The organism is Myroides sp. N17-2, assembly GCF_002286775.1.
Taxonomy (GTDB): Bacteria; Bacteroidota; Bacteroidia; order Flavobacteriales; family Flavobacteriaceae; genus Flavobacterium.
In genome coordinates this window covers 15925-35317 of record NZ_NSGJ01000031.1, presented here as the reverse complement: position 1 = coordinate 35317, position 19393 = coordinate 15925, and the positions used below count along the sequence as shown (strand labels likewise).

Genomic DNA, 19393 nt, shown 5'->3' with positions numbered 1-19393 from the left:
ACCCTTTTACAAAATTTCTAAGACACTATTCAATACTTTTTGATTATCACAATCATTATAAAACCGTGTAGCATTACTTTTATAGTCCTGATAATTTACTTCTATTTTACATACAGCATCTTGAATAGATAATTCATTTGTAATATCAACAATTACACCCATCTTATAAGTATTAATAGGATAACTTAATCCAGGGATATCATTCCCTATAAGAGGTATTCCAAAATACGAATATTCATATAACTTATTAGGAGCACAATATACTGTATTAATATTATCAGGTTCATAAGTCACTATTCCAATATCACCATATTTCGTTACTATAAAATAATCTGGATATGGTAGATAGTCAAAATGAATTAAAGTAGGTATAATTTGCTTATACTCATCTAAAACACCATAATCTTTACCTATTAACACTATATTGTAAGTAGAATTATCTGCGAATGCTCTTAAAAAAGGTTTTAGATCTCTTTCTTTACAAAGAAGACCTTGATATATAATATTCTTCTTTTCCTTAAGGAGTTTTACTTTCTCACTGTGCTTTCTTTCTAAATCTGAAAACTCATCACCCGAAGGCATCAAATAGGCCTTATTAGGCATAATTAACGGTAATTTATCTAATTCAAACTTAATTTTATACAACCAAGCTCTGTTATATTCAGGCATATAAATCAATTTCGCATTTTGTAGTATACGCTTAAGATTTACAAATGGTAATTTATGTCTTTCAAAGTCGTTTTCTTGTATTTGCAAAACGTACTCAAACTTTGTAAAAATATCAAATAAAGAAGTAATTGTATAATTACCCTCAACCCAAAGCATAACTTCATTTCTATTATACGACTTTAAAACTTTCTGAATATCTTTACGATAATTAAAGGTGTTCCTTATTAATTCAAAAGGTGATTTATGCATCACATAATCCACACAAATTACTTCGCCTCCTTTAGACACAACTTTGTTCTGTAGCTCTTCAGTAATACCAGTAGTAACAAGAACTACTTCACATCCAATATCTAATAAATTAAGCACGCAGCTAATTACAGGAGGGCGCTTCTCAAAATTCGCCCTATGTATATATACTATTTTTCTCATTTCTTATCCTCATTCTTGTCCGCAGGACTATATTTATAATTATAATTAAGCCTGTATTCATAACTAGGCTTATCCTCATACATATATTCCAAATAGTTTGAATATGGTAAATACACATATTTATTCATAATCATTGTATGCGTATTAATAATTATCATTAGTACAAAAACAATGTAATAATTCAAACGCGTTGAAGGCTTAAATAAACTTGAATGCTTAACTAAGATAACACTACCAAATACACAAAAGTAAAATGTAAATCTATCAAAAATAGGCACAAAAAGTGTAACAATAAAAAGCAAACAGTACATCAAAAAGAGTTTATATAAAAAACTTTGATCTTGCTTTTTTGAGTACTTCTGATTTAAAATAATTAAAGCAAATAACCCAACGAACAGAATAGATTTCATATTTAAAGTACTTCTAAATATAAATTCATTATCTTCTTCTAAATAAGCATCGTTAAATTTATTGAAAAAAGGAATAGAGTCAACTATGCTAGAAAAAATAGTAGCAAATAAACCACTAGCACCTAATGCAATAAAAATCAAACTAATACCTAAGAATACCCTATATAATTTTTTAAATGGTAAATTCAACAAGGGCATTATCAGAAATATCAACAAAGCACTTTTATGAAATGAAACTGATACTATACCTAGTAAAATATAATATTTGTATTTTTTTTCTTCAAAATATTTGACAGCAATAAGAAACACAACGATAGCTAATAGATTTCTCAGAGGATTATCAATAAATAAAAATAGTCCGAACATTGAAATAAAAAAACTAAATGCAAGTAAAAAATATTCTCTACCATATCTTCTAAGCATTCTTACAATAATAAAATAGCAACATAGTTTAGTTATAATCAGAAATGTAAAAAAATTAAAGTCTAATAAATAACCGATATTCATTATTAACACAAAAGCCGGCTCATAAAATGCATGCCATGAAGGGTTTTCATAAACAAGTTCATAGGTTGACCAATCGGAACCTGTCATATAACCAAAACATAAAAAAACACCAATTAAAAAGACAAGAAGAGAACTTATTTTTTTTTCTATTAATGGATTTACATTTAAAAAATACAACAATGCAGGTGACAAAGCTACAATATGATACAAATAGTAATCAAACATAATATATTAATCTATATAATTATTCTGAAACGACTTCTTTCAGTAAATACTCTATTTTTTTATGAATTCGCTCTCTACCAAATACACGATATGCGTTATGATAGTTTTCTAATAATTTGATTGAATCAAATACTTCCAATTCCTCCATATTTTCTCCAAACTCTTTAATATAAAATCCCTCAGAGAATAAAAAATTGAAAACTGTTGTCTCTTTTCGCAAATATAATGTTTTACCTGTTAATAACCCCATAATAATATTACCTACTGCTTGTTGACGACAATGATTCATTACAATAATTGAAGTAGAATCCATTACTGCAATGTACTCCTTAAAGTCTAAAAAATCACTTAATACACGGACTTTTTCTCCTAATCTACTTTTAGCATAATTACTAACTCGACTAGCATAACTTTTATCTCCATAATTCAACGGTATTATGATTTCCCTAGTAGAATTACAAGCTTTTAATACATCAATAGCTTCTATATGATTATTGGTATAGCTAGCAGAATTACCTAATAGTATACTTCTGCCATTACTAAATCTAGGCATTTCCTCTTCTTCATTATCAAAGAAAAAAGGTGTCAAATAATTAACATGAATTAATCTATTTTCAAAACCATAATCACTCTTTAACATTTCAAAATCAAGTGGCATAACAGGAACCACAACATCTATCTTTTTTATAGCAGAAGACATAATATGTATTGTCTTACTTTTATCAATGATAAATGGAAATAGCGTTTTAGTAAAACACTTAATACCTGAAAAGACAGAAGTAGTGAACTCATTAAGTATCCTAATCCTTTTCGTTTTAGAAAGTAAAAATTTATTATAGTATTCTCCAAAACAGAAACCATCTGCTCCCCAAAAAAACCAAATATATTTAATATTTAATGTGCATTTTGATATAAAATATGCGTCTTCTAATGACAAATAATGAAACACAACAATATGTATGCTATTATCAATAATGTATACATCTGATACTTTGTTCTTATTCAAATAGTAATTATCTATTCCATCAACAGCAAAAGTAGCCTTACAGCTATTTATAAACTTCTCATCATCAATTACATGTAATACATTCATACTTAATATTGTTTTATTATTCTTGCAGGAATCCCTACTGCAACACAGTTATCTGGCAAATCTCTAGAAACTACAGCTCCAGCCCCTACTACAACATTCTTTCCAATTTTTAAACCAGGCAAAATAGTCGCATTTGCTCCTATTTGAGTAAAATCACCAATTTCTACATTTCCCAATAAGGTAGCACCAGGTGACAATTCCACATAATCACCTACCAAGCAATCATGTGTAATCACTGCTTTATAATACATTAATAAACCCTTTCCTATTTGTGCACTATTAGAAATGGTCGCATTTGCTAAAATTGTAGCCCCGATTCCTAATATTATATGATCGCCTACATATGCTTTAGAACTAATAACCGAAACCATATTACCCCCTAACGAAAGGAATTTATCAGCTAATTTCATTCGAGTTTTCCCATTACCAATACCTAAAACAAAATCTTTAATATTGTTAGAAAATACCTCCTTACATTCTTCAAAATTTTTTAAAACTTTATACTTTGAAAAAACTTCTAAAACATCAGCATTGATATTATCAAATAAAACTATAGTATTATCGATTTTATCTTCTTCAAGAACCTGCAAAAGTTCCTTAGCAAAACCACCTGCACCAATTATCAACATAATTAAACACTTCTTAAAATGTCACAAATACGCTTAACATCACTAACTTCCAAGTCATAATAAAAAGGCAAACATATAGCACGTTTTGCAACATCTTCTGTAATTTCTAATAACTGCTTAGGTAGATAGGGTAATGAAGATGCTAATGAAGGATAAAAATAACGACGTAAATGTATATCTTCTTTAGCTAAAGCTTCTCTAACCTTAAATAACAGCTCTTCACTTTCTAACACTAATGGGAAATAAGGATAATTCATCGTAGCCTCAGCTCTCCATACAGGTTGTACAGCTGCGAATCCCTTTAAACCTTCAGTATATACTTCATACAATTCTTCGCGCTTAGAATGAATAGCATCGATATATTTTAGATTCACAACTCCCATAGCCGCATGCAACTCGGAATTTTTTCCATTTAATCCTAAATCAGAAAAAGTATCAAATCCTGAAATCCCAAAATTTCGAATACGTTGAAGCTTAATATCTAAATCTGCATCTTTAGTTACTATAAAACCACCTTCTGTAGTATGATATAATTTAGTAGCATGTAGCGAACAAGTAGAAATATCCCCGTATTCAAAAATTGACTTCCCTTTATACTCTACCCCAAAAGCGTGTGCTCCATCGTAAATTACTTTTAGATTATGCTTCTTCGCTATTAATTCTATAGCCTCCACATCACATGGATTACCATATACGTGCGTTGCCATAATCGCCACTGTATCTTTCGTTATAGCAGCTTCTATCTTAGATGCATCGATAGTTAAAGTATCTTTATCTATATCAACAAATATAGGAGTACAGCCTTCCCATACAACTATACTAGTAGTCGCTACAAATGAAAAAGGAGTGGTAATAATCTCTCCCTTAAGATCCAGAGCTTTAATAGCCATCTGTAAGGCTACAGTACCATTAGTAACGAATAGTAAATTACTAACCTTCAAATGTTTTTGCAATTCACTTTCTAATTTTGTTGCCAACGGTCCCATATTGGTTAACCACTGACGTTCCCATATCCCTTCTAACAACACTTGATATTCTTCTATTGGAGGAAGAAAAGGTTTTACAACTGGAATCATATCTACTTTATTTTTTCTTTTATTAAACTAATACTATACATTAATGGCTCGCTTTTAATCAGATAGTTTAACACCAAATATGTTACTCCACCTAAGATACTACCTAAAATAACTTGAACGATATTTAAATTGAACTGAACATATTCATTAAAAAGAAATACTCCCCCTGAACTTATTAATGCAAAAACAAGAATAGGTAACATATCATTAAACTGCTGCTTCTGTGAATAATTAATCATATCTGCACTGTAGTGTGTGTTGATAATTAATGATATATATGAGGTCACAACGCTCCCCCATAATAATCCATATATCCCAAAATAAAAACCAATTACTATCGATCCTATAATAACAATTTTCTTTATAACTTCTAATTTTAAGAATAAATCACTCCTACCATAGACCATGAAAACATTCAAATTAAATGCATGAATTGGAAAGAACATTGTGCTTAAACATATTATCTGAAAAAAAGGTACTGCCGGTAGCCATGCATCGCCTAGCATTAGTTGAAATAAAGGTTCTGCTATAGCTGCTGCTATTGTCATTAATGGAGCTACTATAAAAAATGTTAATCGTAAAATCTTTCTATAAACTATACCTAACTGTAATTTATCGTCCTGAATACTTGACAGTAAAGGATAAGTAACTTTAGACATTACTGAAGTGATCATAGATATTGGAAAATTATTAAATGAATGAGATCTCTCGTAATAGCCTAGAACCTTTACAGAATAAACCCTCCCTATAATAATATCATAAATATTCTGAAATACAATACCTATCACATTAGACAACATCAGCTTATACCCAAACTTGTAATGATACTCAGCTCTATCTTTTGAAAAAGAAAAAACAGGCCTCCAATTACTCATCATCCACAGCATAAAAGACTGTATAATTTGGATACTTAAATACATATAGACAACTGCATATGCCCCATAGTTATAATAACCCAATACTAATCCTATTGATGTACCTATAATTGTGCCTGGTACATTTAATTTAGCTATTTTCTTAAACTCAAGGTTCGCTGTGAGCTTGGCTAACTGAACTGCAGAAAAAGCAGAAATTATAAAACCAAGTGTATATATTCTAATCAATCCAACTAAAACTTCCTGCTTAAAAAAAAGAGCTATATATGGCGCACTAAAAAATAAAACTATATAAATGAATAGACTCATCCCCAAGTTTAACCAAAAAACGGTTGTATAATCACGTTGATCTCGCTCTTTCGTACGTATTAAGGAAGCTGTTAGTCCACTATCTGTTAAAGTTGTTCCTAAGGCGATAAAGACTGTCATCATCCCTACTAAACCAAACTCACTAGGACCTAACCATCGTGCTAATATAATACTAGCAATAAAAGTCATTCCTCTTAAAACAAAAGCATCTGCAACTGTCCAAAATACTCCTCCAATGGCTTGTCCTCTTAATGACATCTATAGTGAAAATCTCTTTTTAATATAATCGTAATAATCTCCTTTTAATCCCTTAACCCTGTCTTTCATTTCTTCTTTAGATATCCATTGATACGTTAAAGCGATTTCTTCTAAACAAGCAATCTTAAGAGAAGTACGTTTCTCTACAGCCTTCACAAACTCCGTTGCCTCTGTTAATGATTCATGTGTACCTGTATCTAACCAAGCAAAGCCACGACTCATTGTCTGTAATTTCAATTGATCATCCGCTAAATAAGCCTGATTGACAGACGTAATCTCTAACTCTCCTCGATGTGATGGTTTTACATCCTTAGCTATTTGTACTACAGAATTAGGATAGAAATACAATCCAACTACTGCATAATTAGATTTAGGTTCAGCAGGTTTCTCCTCTAAACTTAATACATTTCCAGCTTCATCAAACTCTGCTACTCCATAGCGTTCAGGATCTTCTACATAATAGCCAAATACAACTGCTTTCTTTTCTTCCTCTACTGTTTGAATAGATGCTTTTAGTAGTTTTTGCATTCCAGCACCATAGAAGATATTATCTCCTAATACTAAACACACATCATCATTTCCTATAAACTCTTCTCCTATAATAAAAGCTTGTGCTAATCCATCAGGACTTGGTTGTTCCGCATAACTTAATTGAATCCCAAACTGACTCCCATCCCCAAATAACTTCTTGAAGTTAGGCAAATCATGAGGAGTTGATATAATCAATATCTCTCTAATACCCGCCAACATCAATACTGATAAGGGGTAGTAAATCATTGGTTTATCGTATATCGGTAACAATTGCTTTGATACCGCTAAAGTTAAGGGGTGTAAACGTGTACCTGACCCACCTGCTAATATTATTCCTTTCATTTTTTTTTGTGTGATATAGTTATAAAGTGATGGGGTTATAAAGACTTGTAAAAGTAAATTTACTTAAGTTCCTAACTCCATCATTTCTAATCTAATTGTTAAAATGGTTATAAAGTTACACAGTTATAAAGTGATGTAGACTTGTAAAAGAGCATTTACTTCACATCATCACTCCCTAACCTCTTCACCTTCTAACCTATTTTTGGTACGTATTTTTAAAGTGATGCGGTTACGTAGACTTGTAAAAGTGAATTAAACTTTACATCATAACTTCCTAACCTCTTCACCTTCTAACCCATTTCTCTATTCTTTTTCTTTTAAACTAATAATTAACTTAGAGAGCATATTTCTAATAAACTTAATTTGCTCAAATAATGTATTGTCCTTATTCATAAACTGCAAACGTATTCCAAGCTCTAGTTGTGTCTCCAACTCACTTAACGAGCCTAAAGCAATATACAAAAAACGAATCCATTCCACATTACTCTTCCTCCCTGCACCTTCAGCTATATTAGAAGGTACAGAAACAGCTGAACGCTTAATTTGACTAGTTAATCCATACAATTCTTCTTTAGGAAATTCTCTTACAATAATGTAGACTCTTTCCACTAAGTTCATACTTTCTTGCCAAACTCTTAAGTCTCTGTGTGATTCTATTTTCATAGTTTTTGTTATATGGTTATAAAGTTAGATGGTTATGTAGACTTGCAAAAGTAAATTTAACTTACCTTCATCACTTTCTAACTACTTTTGTTAAACGGTTATAAAGTTACAAGGTTATACAGACTTATAAAAGCAGATTTCCTTTCACATCATCACTCCATCACTTTTTAACCCCCTAACCTAATTTGTTAGGTGGTTATGTAACCTTGCAAAAGCAAATTTAACTTATCATCATCACTTCCTAACCTCTTCACCTTCTAACCTAATTACTTATACTGCTCCACATAATAATCAGCATACGCTCCACTCGTCACATTATCTAGCCACTCTTGATTCTCCATAAACCATTCAATAGTCTTAGCTAATCCTTCAGGGAAAGTCACTGATGGTGCCCATCCTAATTCTTTATTTATTTTAGTAGCATCGATAGCGTAACGCAAATCATGTCCTGGTCTATCTTTCACGAAAGTGATTAATTGCTCACTTGTACCCTCTTCACGACCTAAGACTCCGTCCATCTGTTTGCACAGCTCTTTAACCAAGTCGATATTCTGCCATTCATTGAATCCACCGATGTTATACGTCTCGGCATTTACTCCCTTATGGAATACATCATCTATAGCTCTTGCGTGGTCAATAACGAATAACCAATCACGTGTATATTTTCCATTTCCATAAATAGGTAATGGCTTATTATTTATAATATTGTGAATACACAACGGTATTAACTTCTCTGGAAAGTGATTAGGTCCATAATTATTAGAACAGTTACTTACTACATAAGGCATTCCATACGTCTCTCCATACGCACGTACGAAGTGATCTGAACTAGCTTTAGACGCTGAGTAAGGCGAATTAGGATCATACGAAGTTGTCTCTGTAAATAACCCTACTTCTCCTAATGTTCCATATACTTCATCTGTACTTACGTGATAAAAACGCTTTCCTTCCCAATTCCCTTGCCACAATCCTTTAAAGGCTTGTAATAAATTTACTGTTCCAATAACATTTGTTTTCACGAATGCCAATGGATCTGTAATTGAACGATCCACATGCGACTCAGCTGCTAAATGAATCACTGCATCAAATTGTTCTTTTTGGAACAACTCATTGATAAACGTTTCATCTGTAATATCTCCTTTAACAAAAGTATAGTTAGAAGCACTTTCTAAATCTCTTAGATTCTCTAGATTACCTGCATACGTTAATGCATCTAGATTATAGATGTAGTACGCTGGATACTTATTTACAAACTGTCTAACAACGTGAGAACCGATAAATCCCGCTCCCCCTGTGATTACTATTTTTTTCATAAACTAAAAATACTGTTTTAATGTAGTTAATAAAGTTATCACTTGCATTTTGTCTCCAACATTACCATTTTTAAACAAAATCTCCACATCACTCTTTAAAATATCATCTGTAACTAGATTAATATTCTCATCATAATAGTTGTCAATTTTGCTTCTAAGAGAACTATTTTCAAGATACCATCGATCCATCGGATTCATCCCTGTTAAAGCAAGACCTTTACTGCTATTAAAAAAAGTATTTTTAGCAGTACGTATTATTTTTTCTGGTAACTCACCTAATGTACTACTCTTTCCCATGAAAGTAATCTCTTTCCCACCAATCTTTCTACCATTATGCGAATACTTTGTAGATTCAGGATATTTATTAATCATCCAATCATCGTATAATTTCAACCCTTTACGAATGTCATAAGGAACTGTAAAACAATAATTCATTAAATCAATATCAGTAAAAGGAGAAAATGTTTCTGTAAACTGATAAATGAATTGCGCTGATCCTAATGTTACACCAATACCACGATTAACATGTACAAACTCCTCATCACTCTTATAATCACTTAAAGAAACAATATTTCTTTCTATCACTCTATTCATTAACATCTTACTCTGTACATATGGTATTTGCATTAAAGAATTACTAACACTTACATTACCATAATAGTTTATTACACCATCACCAACCTGTCCAGAATGAATCATTCCATAATTACTAAAGTTGAAATTTTTCAAAAAAGAATATCCATGTAATACATTTTGAAGACTTAATTCTCCACACAGCACCTCATTCACTTTCTCAAAAAATTTAAAACAGTTTCCATTATCTAAAGCCTTAAATACCCATTCAATATTTAAATCTCTCGCTATTTGCTTAGGTACCATTTCATCTAACTGATCACTTTCCGAAAACGTAAAACTCATCACATCTTGGTTATACCCCATCTTGTTAGAAACCCAAGTAGTCATTCTACTATCTCTTCCCGCGCTAAGACCAACAAGGTGATTATAGCCATACTCCACATCCTTTGAAAACTGTCTGTCAATAGCTTGTCGAAACAACTTATCAATTTGCTCTATATGTTCTAAATTACTCTTTTTATTACTTCCACTATAATCAATATCTATTTTATAATATGATTCTATAGTTAAGGTACTGTCTAAAACCTGCAAAGATGATCCATAAGGTAACTTTCTAATACTACTGAACAATGTTCTTTCTTCTAATGTCGCACCAAATGTTAACAACAAATATGCTGCATCAATATCTAAAACATACTTCCCTTTTTCTACTTCAACTAATTTTGCTATATCTGTACTAAAGTAAAAATGTTCTTCATCTTTAGAATAATAAATATCTTTCGTTCTTAATTGATCTACAAACAAAACTAAATGATTTGTATTTAAATCATATACTAAACCACAAAACGAACCTCTAAATTCATTAAAAAAAGACTTTTTATTACTTTGGAATGAAGCATAAAAAACTTCCTCCCAATTAGAACATTGATACTTTTTAATTAACTCACTAGTATTAGTTATAACTCCTTCAATTAAAAAAAGAAAACCTTCACGTTCAAAAAACACCTTATCCTTTAAAAACTTACCATTAGAAGTTCTTGTAATTTCAATATTAACATTCTTAAAAGTAGAAACGGAGAATTCCTCATTCTCAACTACTGAATGAACTAATTTAATTTTACCTGTAAATCCTATCATTTGATTACTTTTTTATACCACAAAAGTCCAATACTACTTTATTTACTGGAATATCAAGGTTTTTAAACTCTTTATGTGCTACTAAGAAAACAACGATATCTGCTTTCTCTACTGCTACTTTATAATCTGTTAGTTTAAATATCTTATGGTCTTCTACGTTTGGCTCTACAATAAACATATCTGCATCTCCTGAATCTTGTAAAATACGCTCCGCAATATAAATAGCAGGTGATTCTCTTAAATCATCAATATTCGGTTTAAATGCCAGCCCCATCACTGCAATAGCTGGTTGACGACCTTGTTTTAATTCAAACTCTAAACGTGCTGATTTTACTTTCTCAGCACACCAGAATGACTTATAATTATTAATTTCTCTCGCTTGTGCTATAATTCTTGATTCCATTGGAAATTCCGAAACAATAAAGTACGGATCTACAGCAATACAATGTCCTCCTACTCCACAACCAGGGTGTAAAATATTCACACGAGGGTGCTTATTTGCTAAGTCAATTAGTTCCCATACATTAATACCAGCTTTATCACAGATTAATGACAACTCATTAGCAAATGCAATCTGAACATCGCGAGAAGAGTTTTCTGTCAACTTACACATCTCAGCAGTTCTAGCATTTGTTGGGTGTAAAGTTCCTTGTACAAATTGACTATAAAAAGCAATCGCTTTTTGAGTGGAAGCTTCATCAACACCACCAATCACTCGATCATTGTGTACTAATTCATACATCACATTACCAGGTAATACTCTCTCTGGGCAATATGCCAAGAATATCTTACCAACTAATTCAGGGCGTTCTGTAAAGATATATTCCATCATCTTTTCTGTTGTTCCAACTGGAGAAGTAGACTCAATAATATACAAATCCTCTTCTTTTAACAAAGGAAGAATAGCGGTAGTAGCAGCTTTTACATAAGATATATCTGGTTCGTGATTTCCTTTAAAAGGAGTCGGGACAACTACTAAATATGTATTTGCAACTATAGGTGTTGTAGCAGCCTTTAAATAACCTGCGGCTACTGCCTCAGCAACTGCCTTATCTAAATCTGGTTCTACAATATGAATCTTACCTGCATTAATCGTATCTACTACATGTTGTGAAATATCAACCCCATGTACTCCAATCTTATTTTGGGCAATTAATGCAGATGTTGGTAATCCTATATACCCTAACCCTATAGTTACTACTTGTGTATTCATTTTCTTTTGTTTTTTTGTGATTTTGTGATTTGCTCGCGCGGATTTGTAATCCGTGTGAAGCAATTCTTAATTCTTTATTAGACGTAAAGTATTATGTATCTACTGTAATTTGCTGATAAATTCTACAATGCGTTCACATGCCTTACCATCTCCATAAGGATTGTGTAAAGCAGACATCTGTGCATATCGTGTTGTATCTGTTAATAGACTATTTGCTTCACTAACTATCTTCTCTTTATCAGTACCTACTAAAATTACTGTTCCTGCAGCTACTGCCTCTGGACGTTCTGTAGTATCACGCATTACTAATACGGGTTTACCTAAACTAGGTGCTTCTTCTTGTACCCCTCCACTATCCGTCACAATCATATAACTTTTATTCATCAACCAAACAAATGAAGGATAAGCTAAAGGAGCTATCAAATGGATATTATTTATCCCTGACAGAATTTCATATACAGGTCCTTTTACATTTGGATTCAAATGTACTGGATATATAATCTGTACATCCTTGTTTGTAGTAGCAATTTCTTTTAATGCCTCACAGATACGAATAAAACCATCTCCATGATTCTCACGTCTATGCCCTGTCACTAAGACTAATTTCTTAGTAGTATCAACAATCGTCTTTAATTGATCTATTTCAGTATTTTGCAAATCTTCTACTCTTTCAACACTTTCTAATAAAGCATCAATTACTGTATTTCCTGTAATTAAGATATCTTTAGATGCAATATTCTCTCTTAACAAATTCGCTTCAGAAGCTGTTGTTGGTGCAAAATGGTAATCTGTTACCCTACCTGTAATCTGTCTATTAATTTCCTCTGGAAAAGGCGCACGTTTATCATGAGTACGCAATCCTGCTTCCACATGACACACCTTTGCACCACTATAAAACGCCGCTATACTAGCTGACATTGTAGTCGTGGTATCTCCATGCACATACACATAATCTGGCTGAAACTCTTCTAAAATAGGTTTTAAACCTACAATAATATCTCCAGTCAAGGAGTACAAATTTTGATTAGGTTTCATCAAATTCAAATCGTATTCAGGTACGATATCAAAAAAAGCTAATACTTGGTCAAGCATCTCTCTATGCTGTGCAGTTACACATACGCGAGTATCAAATTGATCATTATGCTTTTTAAACTCTTTCACCAATGGCGCCATTTTTATTGCCTCTGGTCTTGTACCGAATACTATTAAATTCTTTTTCATCACTGATTAATATTATTACAATCTACTTATCAATTATTTCTAAATGCCTTTTAGCATTCTCGACTCGCGAAGATACTCATTTCCGACTAATACTTATACGGAAATCCTCATTCGCCCTATTAATTCTTACAATCTTGCATCTACTATTCCACGATCCAATACTGCTTTCGCATCATAGATAATCCCAGGTTCATTAATTAGTTCCCTAACATCTATCTCCTTAAACTCCTTATGTGCTGTCATTAGTAAAACAGCATTATATGGACTAGGCATTAAGCCATAGCGGTGATCTGTTCTTAAGTAGCGGTGTTCTCTCAGCTCTTCCTCCGTAGTCATCACTTCAATCCCATACTCCCTATTCACTTCCACAGGATTTACCCACGGATCATATACATCCACTTCGATACCATAAGACACTAGCTCTTCGTATATCTTCGCTACCTTCGTATTACGCGTATCAGGACAATTCTCCTTAAAGGCTATCCCTAACAGCAATACCCTAGAGCGACTTACATCGATACCTTTTTGGATCATTAGTTTCACTACTTTACTAGCGATAAACACAGGAATCTCGTCATTCACACGACGTCCCGATAGAATCACATCAGGGTAATACCCTACTTGGATGGCTTTATGCGCTAGGTAATACGGATCCACTGAGATACAGTGTCCCCCTACTAATCCTGGTTTATACTTAAGGAAATTGAACTTCGTGCCTGCGGCTTCTAATACATCCTGTGTATCGATGCCCAGCCTATCAAAGATAAGCGCCAACTCATTCACGAAAGAGATATTGACATCTCGCTGTGCATTCTCGATTACTTTCGCCGCTTCTGCTACCTTCAGTGAAGGCGCCTTATGCGTACCCGCCTTGATAATCGTGCGGTATAATTCATCTATCTCATCCGCTACGGCAGGTGTACTACCTGAAGTAACTTTGACGATATTCTCTAATGTATTGATTTTATCCCCTGGGTTAATGCGCTCTGGTGAATACCCCACATAAAAGTTGCGGTTAAACACTAGCTTTGAAGTCTCTTCTAATACAGGGATGCATTCTTCTTCTGTACATCCTGGATATACTGTAGATTCATAGATCACAATATCTCCTTGCTTTAGAACCGAACCAACTAATTTAGACGAAGATTTAAGGGGTGATAGGTCAGGTGCATTAAATTGGTTAATCGGCGTCGGTACCGTAATGATATAGATATTCGCATCAGCGATATCACTTATACTTGTACTTGGCTTATACCCTTTAATCCCACCTGAGTTCGTATAGGTAAACATAGAAACTTTCAGTTGACTCTCATCCACTTCTTTCGTAAGGTCAACTCCTTGCTGTAACTCAGCTACACGGCTTTCCTTAATATCGAATCCCACTACAGGGAAATGTTGTGCGAAGGCTAACGCCAATGGTAGCCCCACATAGCCCTGCCCTATTACAGCGATTTTAACTTCTTTTTCCATAGTTTTTTTCATTATTGTTATCTCTCAAATATACTTTGATGTCAGTAATTGTCGATATTTTTTAACAATAAGTTACAAATGTACACTTTTATAATATTGGGGTGCAACAAAAAGTTTACTTTTTGTGTGGAGTAGCTGTTTTTACTAGTGAAGTATAAGAAAACTAAATTTTAAAAAGATAAGAACACAAACACATTAGTTAATCTATTCACAACACAAACATAATAGATACGAATATTTTAAAAATACAATCCAAATATTAATAAAAAACAAATAAAAAACAGCTCATGCGGTCTAACTTAAAAAGTAACTCTCACAACTCAAACTAAAACATAACTTCTCATCCCACTTCTAACTACTCTAAATACTAGCAGTTAATTCTGATTAAAAGACCCTATTAGTTAGAAAGATCTTCCTTTTTTCTTTCGTTTTAGTTTCTTTTCTAACTCTAACTCGTTGTCATCTGTTTCTAGATTATTAGAAAACAAATTAAAGAACGAAACAAAATCACTTCTAGTTAAACTATTTAAATCAGAATTCAAATAGTCAAATATTGGATGTAACTCAAGAACTTCTTTTGATTCAGCCTCTTTGTTACTTAATCCTTTTTTTGGTTTTGCTTGTTCTACATTAATTGCTTCATTTGAAACGCTCCAGTTCTTGTTCAATATATTAGTAGGCAAGCTTTGACTTAACTCAGAATCTTTATACACTGCTTTTGAATTATGATCAATAAGGCTAGCTCCATAGACGCGATTATCATTGTTTTTAAAAATAACAATATTTATTCCCTTATCTATAAGTGTATTTATAAAACTTTCTAATGAGTTTGCTTTATCTAAGATTATTTCAACTACCTCTTTTAATTCAGTTTTTGATTTTTGTAAGACGTCTTTAGACTTTTCAAACTGCGCTACTAAGGAATGATAGCCTGCACTTTTACCAAACAAAGACGCCTTTAGAGGATTGCTTGCAATCTTACCAAGGTTATCTAACGCAAAATAAACAAGTCCTAATTTTAATTGACTATAGTAAGGCACTTCCACCTTTTTAGCAGTTATATTAAACAACGATAGCAAAGCATTGTAGTTTTCCAAGCTATCATAATTATAGTACTTAGGTAAATGTCGTATTACTGAAGCTATTTGAGTTTTTATACTGTCTTTAGTATAATCAACTGGTCTGAACTGAATCTGATTTGACTCTATGTCTATCCGCTTTATAGCAGGAGTAAGATTAAACTGCTTTTCAATTTCATGACATACTTTTACAGATCTGAAGTAATCGTAAGAATCATTTATTTGCTTTCCTTGTAAATCTGTACAAACTGTTACGATGTGAATATGTTCTCTTTCAATATCGCTGTGCTTATATACAATATAAGGTTGATTATCATACCCCATTTCTTTCATATATTGTTTTGCTATTTCAGATAAAATATCATCACTAATTTTATCAACAGGATTAGGATTCAAAGAAATGTGCCTTACAATCTTCTCTGTTTTATAGTTTAGAAGTAAGTAGGGCTCGAAATGCTTATATAGTAAGGCTACAAAATTAGATGCATTATAATATGGCTCTGGTAAGTTATTTGTAAACAAAACAGAACCCTTGTTATTATCTACCTTTACCTGATTATAGGATAGTGTCTTTAATAAGTCTTTTCCTTTACCAATCTTAACTATCATAACTTATGGATTAGAGTTAAGATGTTTGTCTTCAAACTCCTTAGTAAGTTTGATTATGTAGTAACAAAGCTTTGATAGGTTTTTGGTATTCTCTTCAAGCCTTGATATATAATGTTTAGCCCTTTCGTATGTAAAGTGCTTATTGTATATTTTTACAATCTGATTGTAATTTATTCCTATTGCCCTAAACTCCCTAATAACTTTAGTTAGAGTCGCATGATACTGTAAAGCAGCAACATCTACCCTTATGGTCTTTACTTCTCTATCTAAAAGCATAGATATCAGAAATTTTGATTTGCTTGTTAGCCCTGATGACTTAAACAAAGTAAGTAATTTGGCATTTTCAGACTCTGTAAGTTTAAAATAATGTGAATGTATTCTAGGGTTTGATTTTGGTTTTCTTACCGCTTTATTTTTTGTAGTATTTTCCATAGTAACAAGTATTGATTTATGGCAAAATACAAGTTACTATTAGGAGGTTGACTCAAATGTCTCTTTGAGGTATTATTTGGCAGTAGATATTACAAATTACAATTTTTTACTATGTTTTTTAGTCTCTATATAGGCCTGTCATCCGTAGAAAGGAATTACATTTTTATAAATTCATAAATGATAAAAATATATCCTTTCTATAATAATGATTTGATAATGCCTTATTTCTTTAGAACCTTCTTTAGTTCTTCTTCTTTCATCTTATTATAAGTCTCATAAAAATCTTTATGAATAAAAACCAAAGAATTTCCCATCTTAATATCAAGCGCATATATAACCTTATTTCTAGGGCTTTTTCGTAATAAATTTGTTACCTCAGTACTTTTATTCCCAACTGTAGTAACTTTCATTTTTGCAAAAGCTTGACTCGCCAATATTGGTATATCAAAATTTCTCTTATCTATTAAAACATCCAATTTTTTGGATAAATTATTTGTCAAATCACGTTTATACTTACCATTCTCTCTCCTTTTTGCAATCACTTCACGAGTTTTTTGACCCAAGAGGTTATAATCTAAAAACTCAACTTTAGGGTTTCCGAACTCATAATATTGCAATCCAAAAACTTTACTTATTGCAATCATTTTCTCATACGCAACCCCTGCTTTCCCATTAAGCATAGCGTTTATGTTGCTTGAACTCGCTCCAATCAACAAAGCTAGATCACTCGGTTCTATTTTATAATAATCTAATGCTTGTCTTATTCTTTCGTAAAAAGTTGTCTTTTTAATCATAATAGATTAATTAATTTTGTTTTATCTATTTTATTGTTTACTTTTGATATTAAATACAATCGATCTACAACAAGAAGAACTTGTTGATAAGATGTCTACTCGTTCTAAATTCGCCAGATTGCCACGAGTTGACTATAGATCGCCTTACATTTGATTTTTATATATTTGTACATAAATCTATGTAGGGCGTATCTTGTTAACTATTGGGGCAAGCTTGTTTCAGTCTCTGAACAAGTGGGTTTCTGGCGAAACCATGAACAATTGTTTTCAGTGCGCCCTATTTTAGGCCTTCACAGTAGACATCGTTCATATAATTTATGTGAGCGATTTTTTATTTTAATACCTCATAGCCCCCTTCTTTAAAAAAGAAAAGTCGCTAGTTGTTATTTAAATTTTAAATCTGCTTGCATTTAAATAGTGTGATCAAACAAAAGGGATTTATTCCTAAGTTTTTCACATTTCATCTTTACTCAAACACTAGTGGTTTAAGTAAGATTGGTTTTTTCTTTTTTGATTTTGCACTCTAAAAGTAATTCCTTTCTTATAGTTTTCCAAAAAGAAAACTCCACCTTAGCTACTATTTTAAGTAAAAGGTGACAAAATGTGGGTAGTTCAGTACTTAGTACTGGACTATCCAAGACAAAAAAAGCACTGGAATTAATAGTTTTTCATGACTGATTCTATGGCTTAAACATACTACAAACCTTTAGTTTCTAGCCGTCTCCCAAGTAGGCTATAAAGGTTAAAAACAACAAGGAACATTGTGTTATACTGTAACGCAACACCCTCTCCTTAATGGACTTATCGAATAATTCTATTCGAGATTTTTTCAATTATTTATTATTTATTACAAACAACCAAGTATTAACCAAACTCAACTATTTACGCCTATGACTGACTTTCTTGTTAGGTTGACTTTTTAATTGCTTCTACTTATTTGACTTCATTTACATTGAATTAGTTACTCATTTAGTAGAACAAACCTTCAAACAAGCCCTTATTTAATACTTTTTGCGCTAGGTCTAGAATATATTCTAGATGCGCACAGGATACTATTGCTCTAAAGTGAAGCACACAATTCACTTTAGAGCGCACAATTAATTTATCAAAGAATTTATTTTCAAAAGAATTTTATTAACCAAACTAAAACCAAAACTATAAACTATGAAAAACACGCATTAGCTACTAGCTTTCTATTACATGTTAGTAAGGTGGGTTATACTCTATAAACTGATCAATTATAAAGTAGATCTTTATTCTAGCTAGTAGAAGTGCACAAAAAACTATCACAGTACACTTATTCAAAGGGATTTTGAAGGTGTACAATAAAGTCCATTTACTACCTCTGTTCTCTTATTGCATTTTGGGAGACGTGCTTTTGAGTCTAGAGGTAGTTTTCAACCAATTAACTAACTAAAAGATACAATACCTGTTTAAGTACTATGGCAATAAGAATCTTAACGATTTAAAGGTGTCTTGTATCTAAATATCCTTTAACATTATGAAAAATAAAAACTTAGCTTTAAAAAGCTA

General features: G+C 32.0%; 16 protein-coding genes. All 16 read right to left on the bottom strand.

The genetic code is table 11. The annotated features are described in order from the left end of the window. Positions 1 to 6: 6 nt before the first annotated feature. A complete protein-coding gene (locus tag CF599_RS12935) occupies positions 7 to 1098 on the bottom strand; it encodes a glycosyltransferase family 1 protein (RefSeq protein ID WP_121966438.1) in 1092 nt (363 codons plus the stop codon). Continuing rightward, positions 1095 to 2240, bottom strand: a complete 1146-nt coding sequence (locus CF599_RS12930; RefSeq protein ID WP_121966437.1) for an EpsG family protein — start codon at positions 2238 to 2240, stop codon at positions 1095 to 1097. The genes CF599_RS12935 and CF599_RS12930 overlap by 4 nt, the downstream gene beginning before the upstream one ends. 19 nt (positions 2241 to 2259) lie before the next feature. Then, on the bottom strand, positions 2260 to 3333 hold the full coding sequence (locus CF599_RS12925; protein ID WP_121966436.1) for a TDP-N-acetylfucosamine:lipid II N-acetylfucosaminyltransferase: 1074 nt from the start codon (positions 3331 to 3333) through the stop codon (positions 2260 to 2262). A 2-nt stretch (positions 3334 to 3335) separates the two neighbouring features. Then, the gene (locus tag CF599_RS12920) at positions 3336 to 3962 is read right to left on the bottom strand and encodes an acetyltransferase (protein ID WP_121966435.1); all 627 of its coding nucleotides are present in this window, start codon (positions 3960 to 3962) and stop codon (positions 3336 to 3338) included. 2 nt (positions 3963 to 3964) lie between these two features. After that, positions 3965 to 5038, bottom strand: coding sequence for a DegT/DnrJ/EryC1/StrS aminotransferase family protein (locus CF599_RS12915; RefSeq protein ID WP_121966434.1), 1074 nt, complete (start codon positions 5036 to 5038; stop codon positions 3965 to 3967). 2 nt (positions 5039 to 5040) lie between these two features. Further along, positions 5041 to 6480, bottom strand: a complete 1440-nt coding sequence (locus CF599_RS12910; RefSeq protein ID WP_121966433.1) for a lipopolysaccharide biosynthesis protein — start codon at positions 6478 to 6480, stop codon at positions 5041 to 5043. Next, complete coding sequence (rfbA, locus tag CF599_RS12905; RefSeq protein WP_121966432.1) at positions 6481 to 7353, bottom strand: glucose-1-phosphate thymidylyltransferase RfbA; 873 nt, start codon at positions 7351 to 7353, stop codon at positions 6481 to 6483. It lies immediately after the preceding gene. 303 nt (positions 7354 to 7656) lie between these two features. After that, complete coding sequence (locus CF599_RS12900) at positions 7657 to 8016, bottom strand: four helix bundle protein (RefSeq protein WP_121966431.1); 360 nt, start codon at positions 8014 to 8016, stop codon at positions 7657 to 7659. A gap of 266 nt (positions 8017 to 8282) precedes the next feature. Next, positions 8283 to 9329: a dTDP-glucose 4,6-dehydratase gene (gene rfbB, locus CF599_RS12895; protein WP_121966430.1), complete on the bottom strand. Its 1047-nt coding sequence runs from the start codon at positions 9327 to 9329 to the stop codon at positions 8283 to 8285. 3 nt (positions 9330 to 9332) lie between these two features. Continuing rightward, the gene (locus tag CF599_RS12890) at positions 9333 to 11042 is read right to left on the bottom strand and encodes a hypothetical protein (protein WP_121966429.1); all 1710 of its coding nucleotides are present in this window, start codon (positions 11040 to 11042) and stop codon (positions 9333 to 9335) included. Positions 11043 to 11046: 4 nt separating this feature from the next. Continuing rightward, positions 11047 to 12255 carry a UDP-N-acetyl-D-mannosamine dehydrogenase gene (wecC, locus tag CF599_RS12885; protein WP_121966428.1) on the bottom strand — a complete coding sequence of 403 codons (1209 nt, stop codon included), beginning with the start codon at positions 12253 to 12255 and terminating at the stop codon, positions 11047 to 11049. Between the two features lie 99 nt (positions 12256 to 12354). Then, the gene (gene wecB / locus CF599_RS12880; protein WP_121966427.1) at positions 12355 to 13476 is read right to left on the bottom strand and encodes a non-hydrolyzing UDP-N-acetylglucosamine 2-epimerase; all 1122 of its coding nucleotides are present in this window, start codon (positions 13474 to 13476) and stop codon (positions 12355 to 12357) included. Between the two features lie 126 nt (positions 13477 to 13602). Beyond that, positions 13603 to 14946, bottom strand: a complete 1344-nt coding sequence (locus CF599_RS12875; RefSeq protein ID WP_121966426.1) for a nucleotide sugar dehydrogenase — start codon at positions 14944 to 14946, stop codon at positions 13603 to 13605. 401 nt (positions 14947 to 15347) lie between these two features. Continuing rightward, complete coding sequence (gene mobB, locus CF599_RS12870) at positions 15348 to 16634, bottom strand: conjugal transfer protein MobB (RefSeq protein WP_121966425.1); 1287 nt, start codon at positions 16632 to 16634, stop codon at positions 15348 to 15350. Positions 16635 to 16637: 3 nt separating this feature from the next. Continuing rightward, complete coding sequence (locus CF599_RS12865) at positions 16638 to 17066, bottom strand: hypothetical protein (RefSeq protein WP_121966424.1); 429 nt, start codon at positions 17064 to 17066, stop codon at positions 16638 to 16640. Between the two features lie 221 nt (positions 17067 to 17287). After that, entirely contained in the window at positions 17288 to 17860 is a 573-nt protein-coding gene (locus tag CF599_RS12860) for a helix-turn-helix transcriptional regulator (RefSeq protein ID WP_121966423.1), read from the bottom strand. Positions 17861 to 19393 lie beyond the last annotated feature (1533 nt).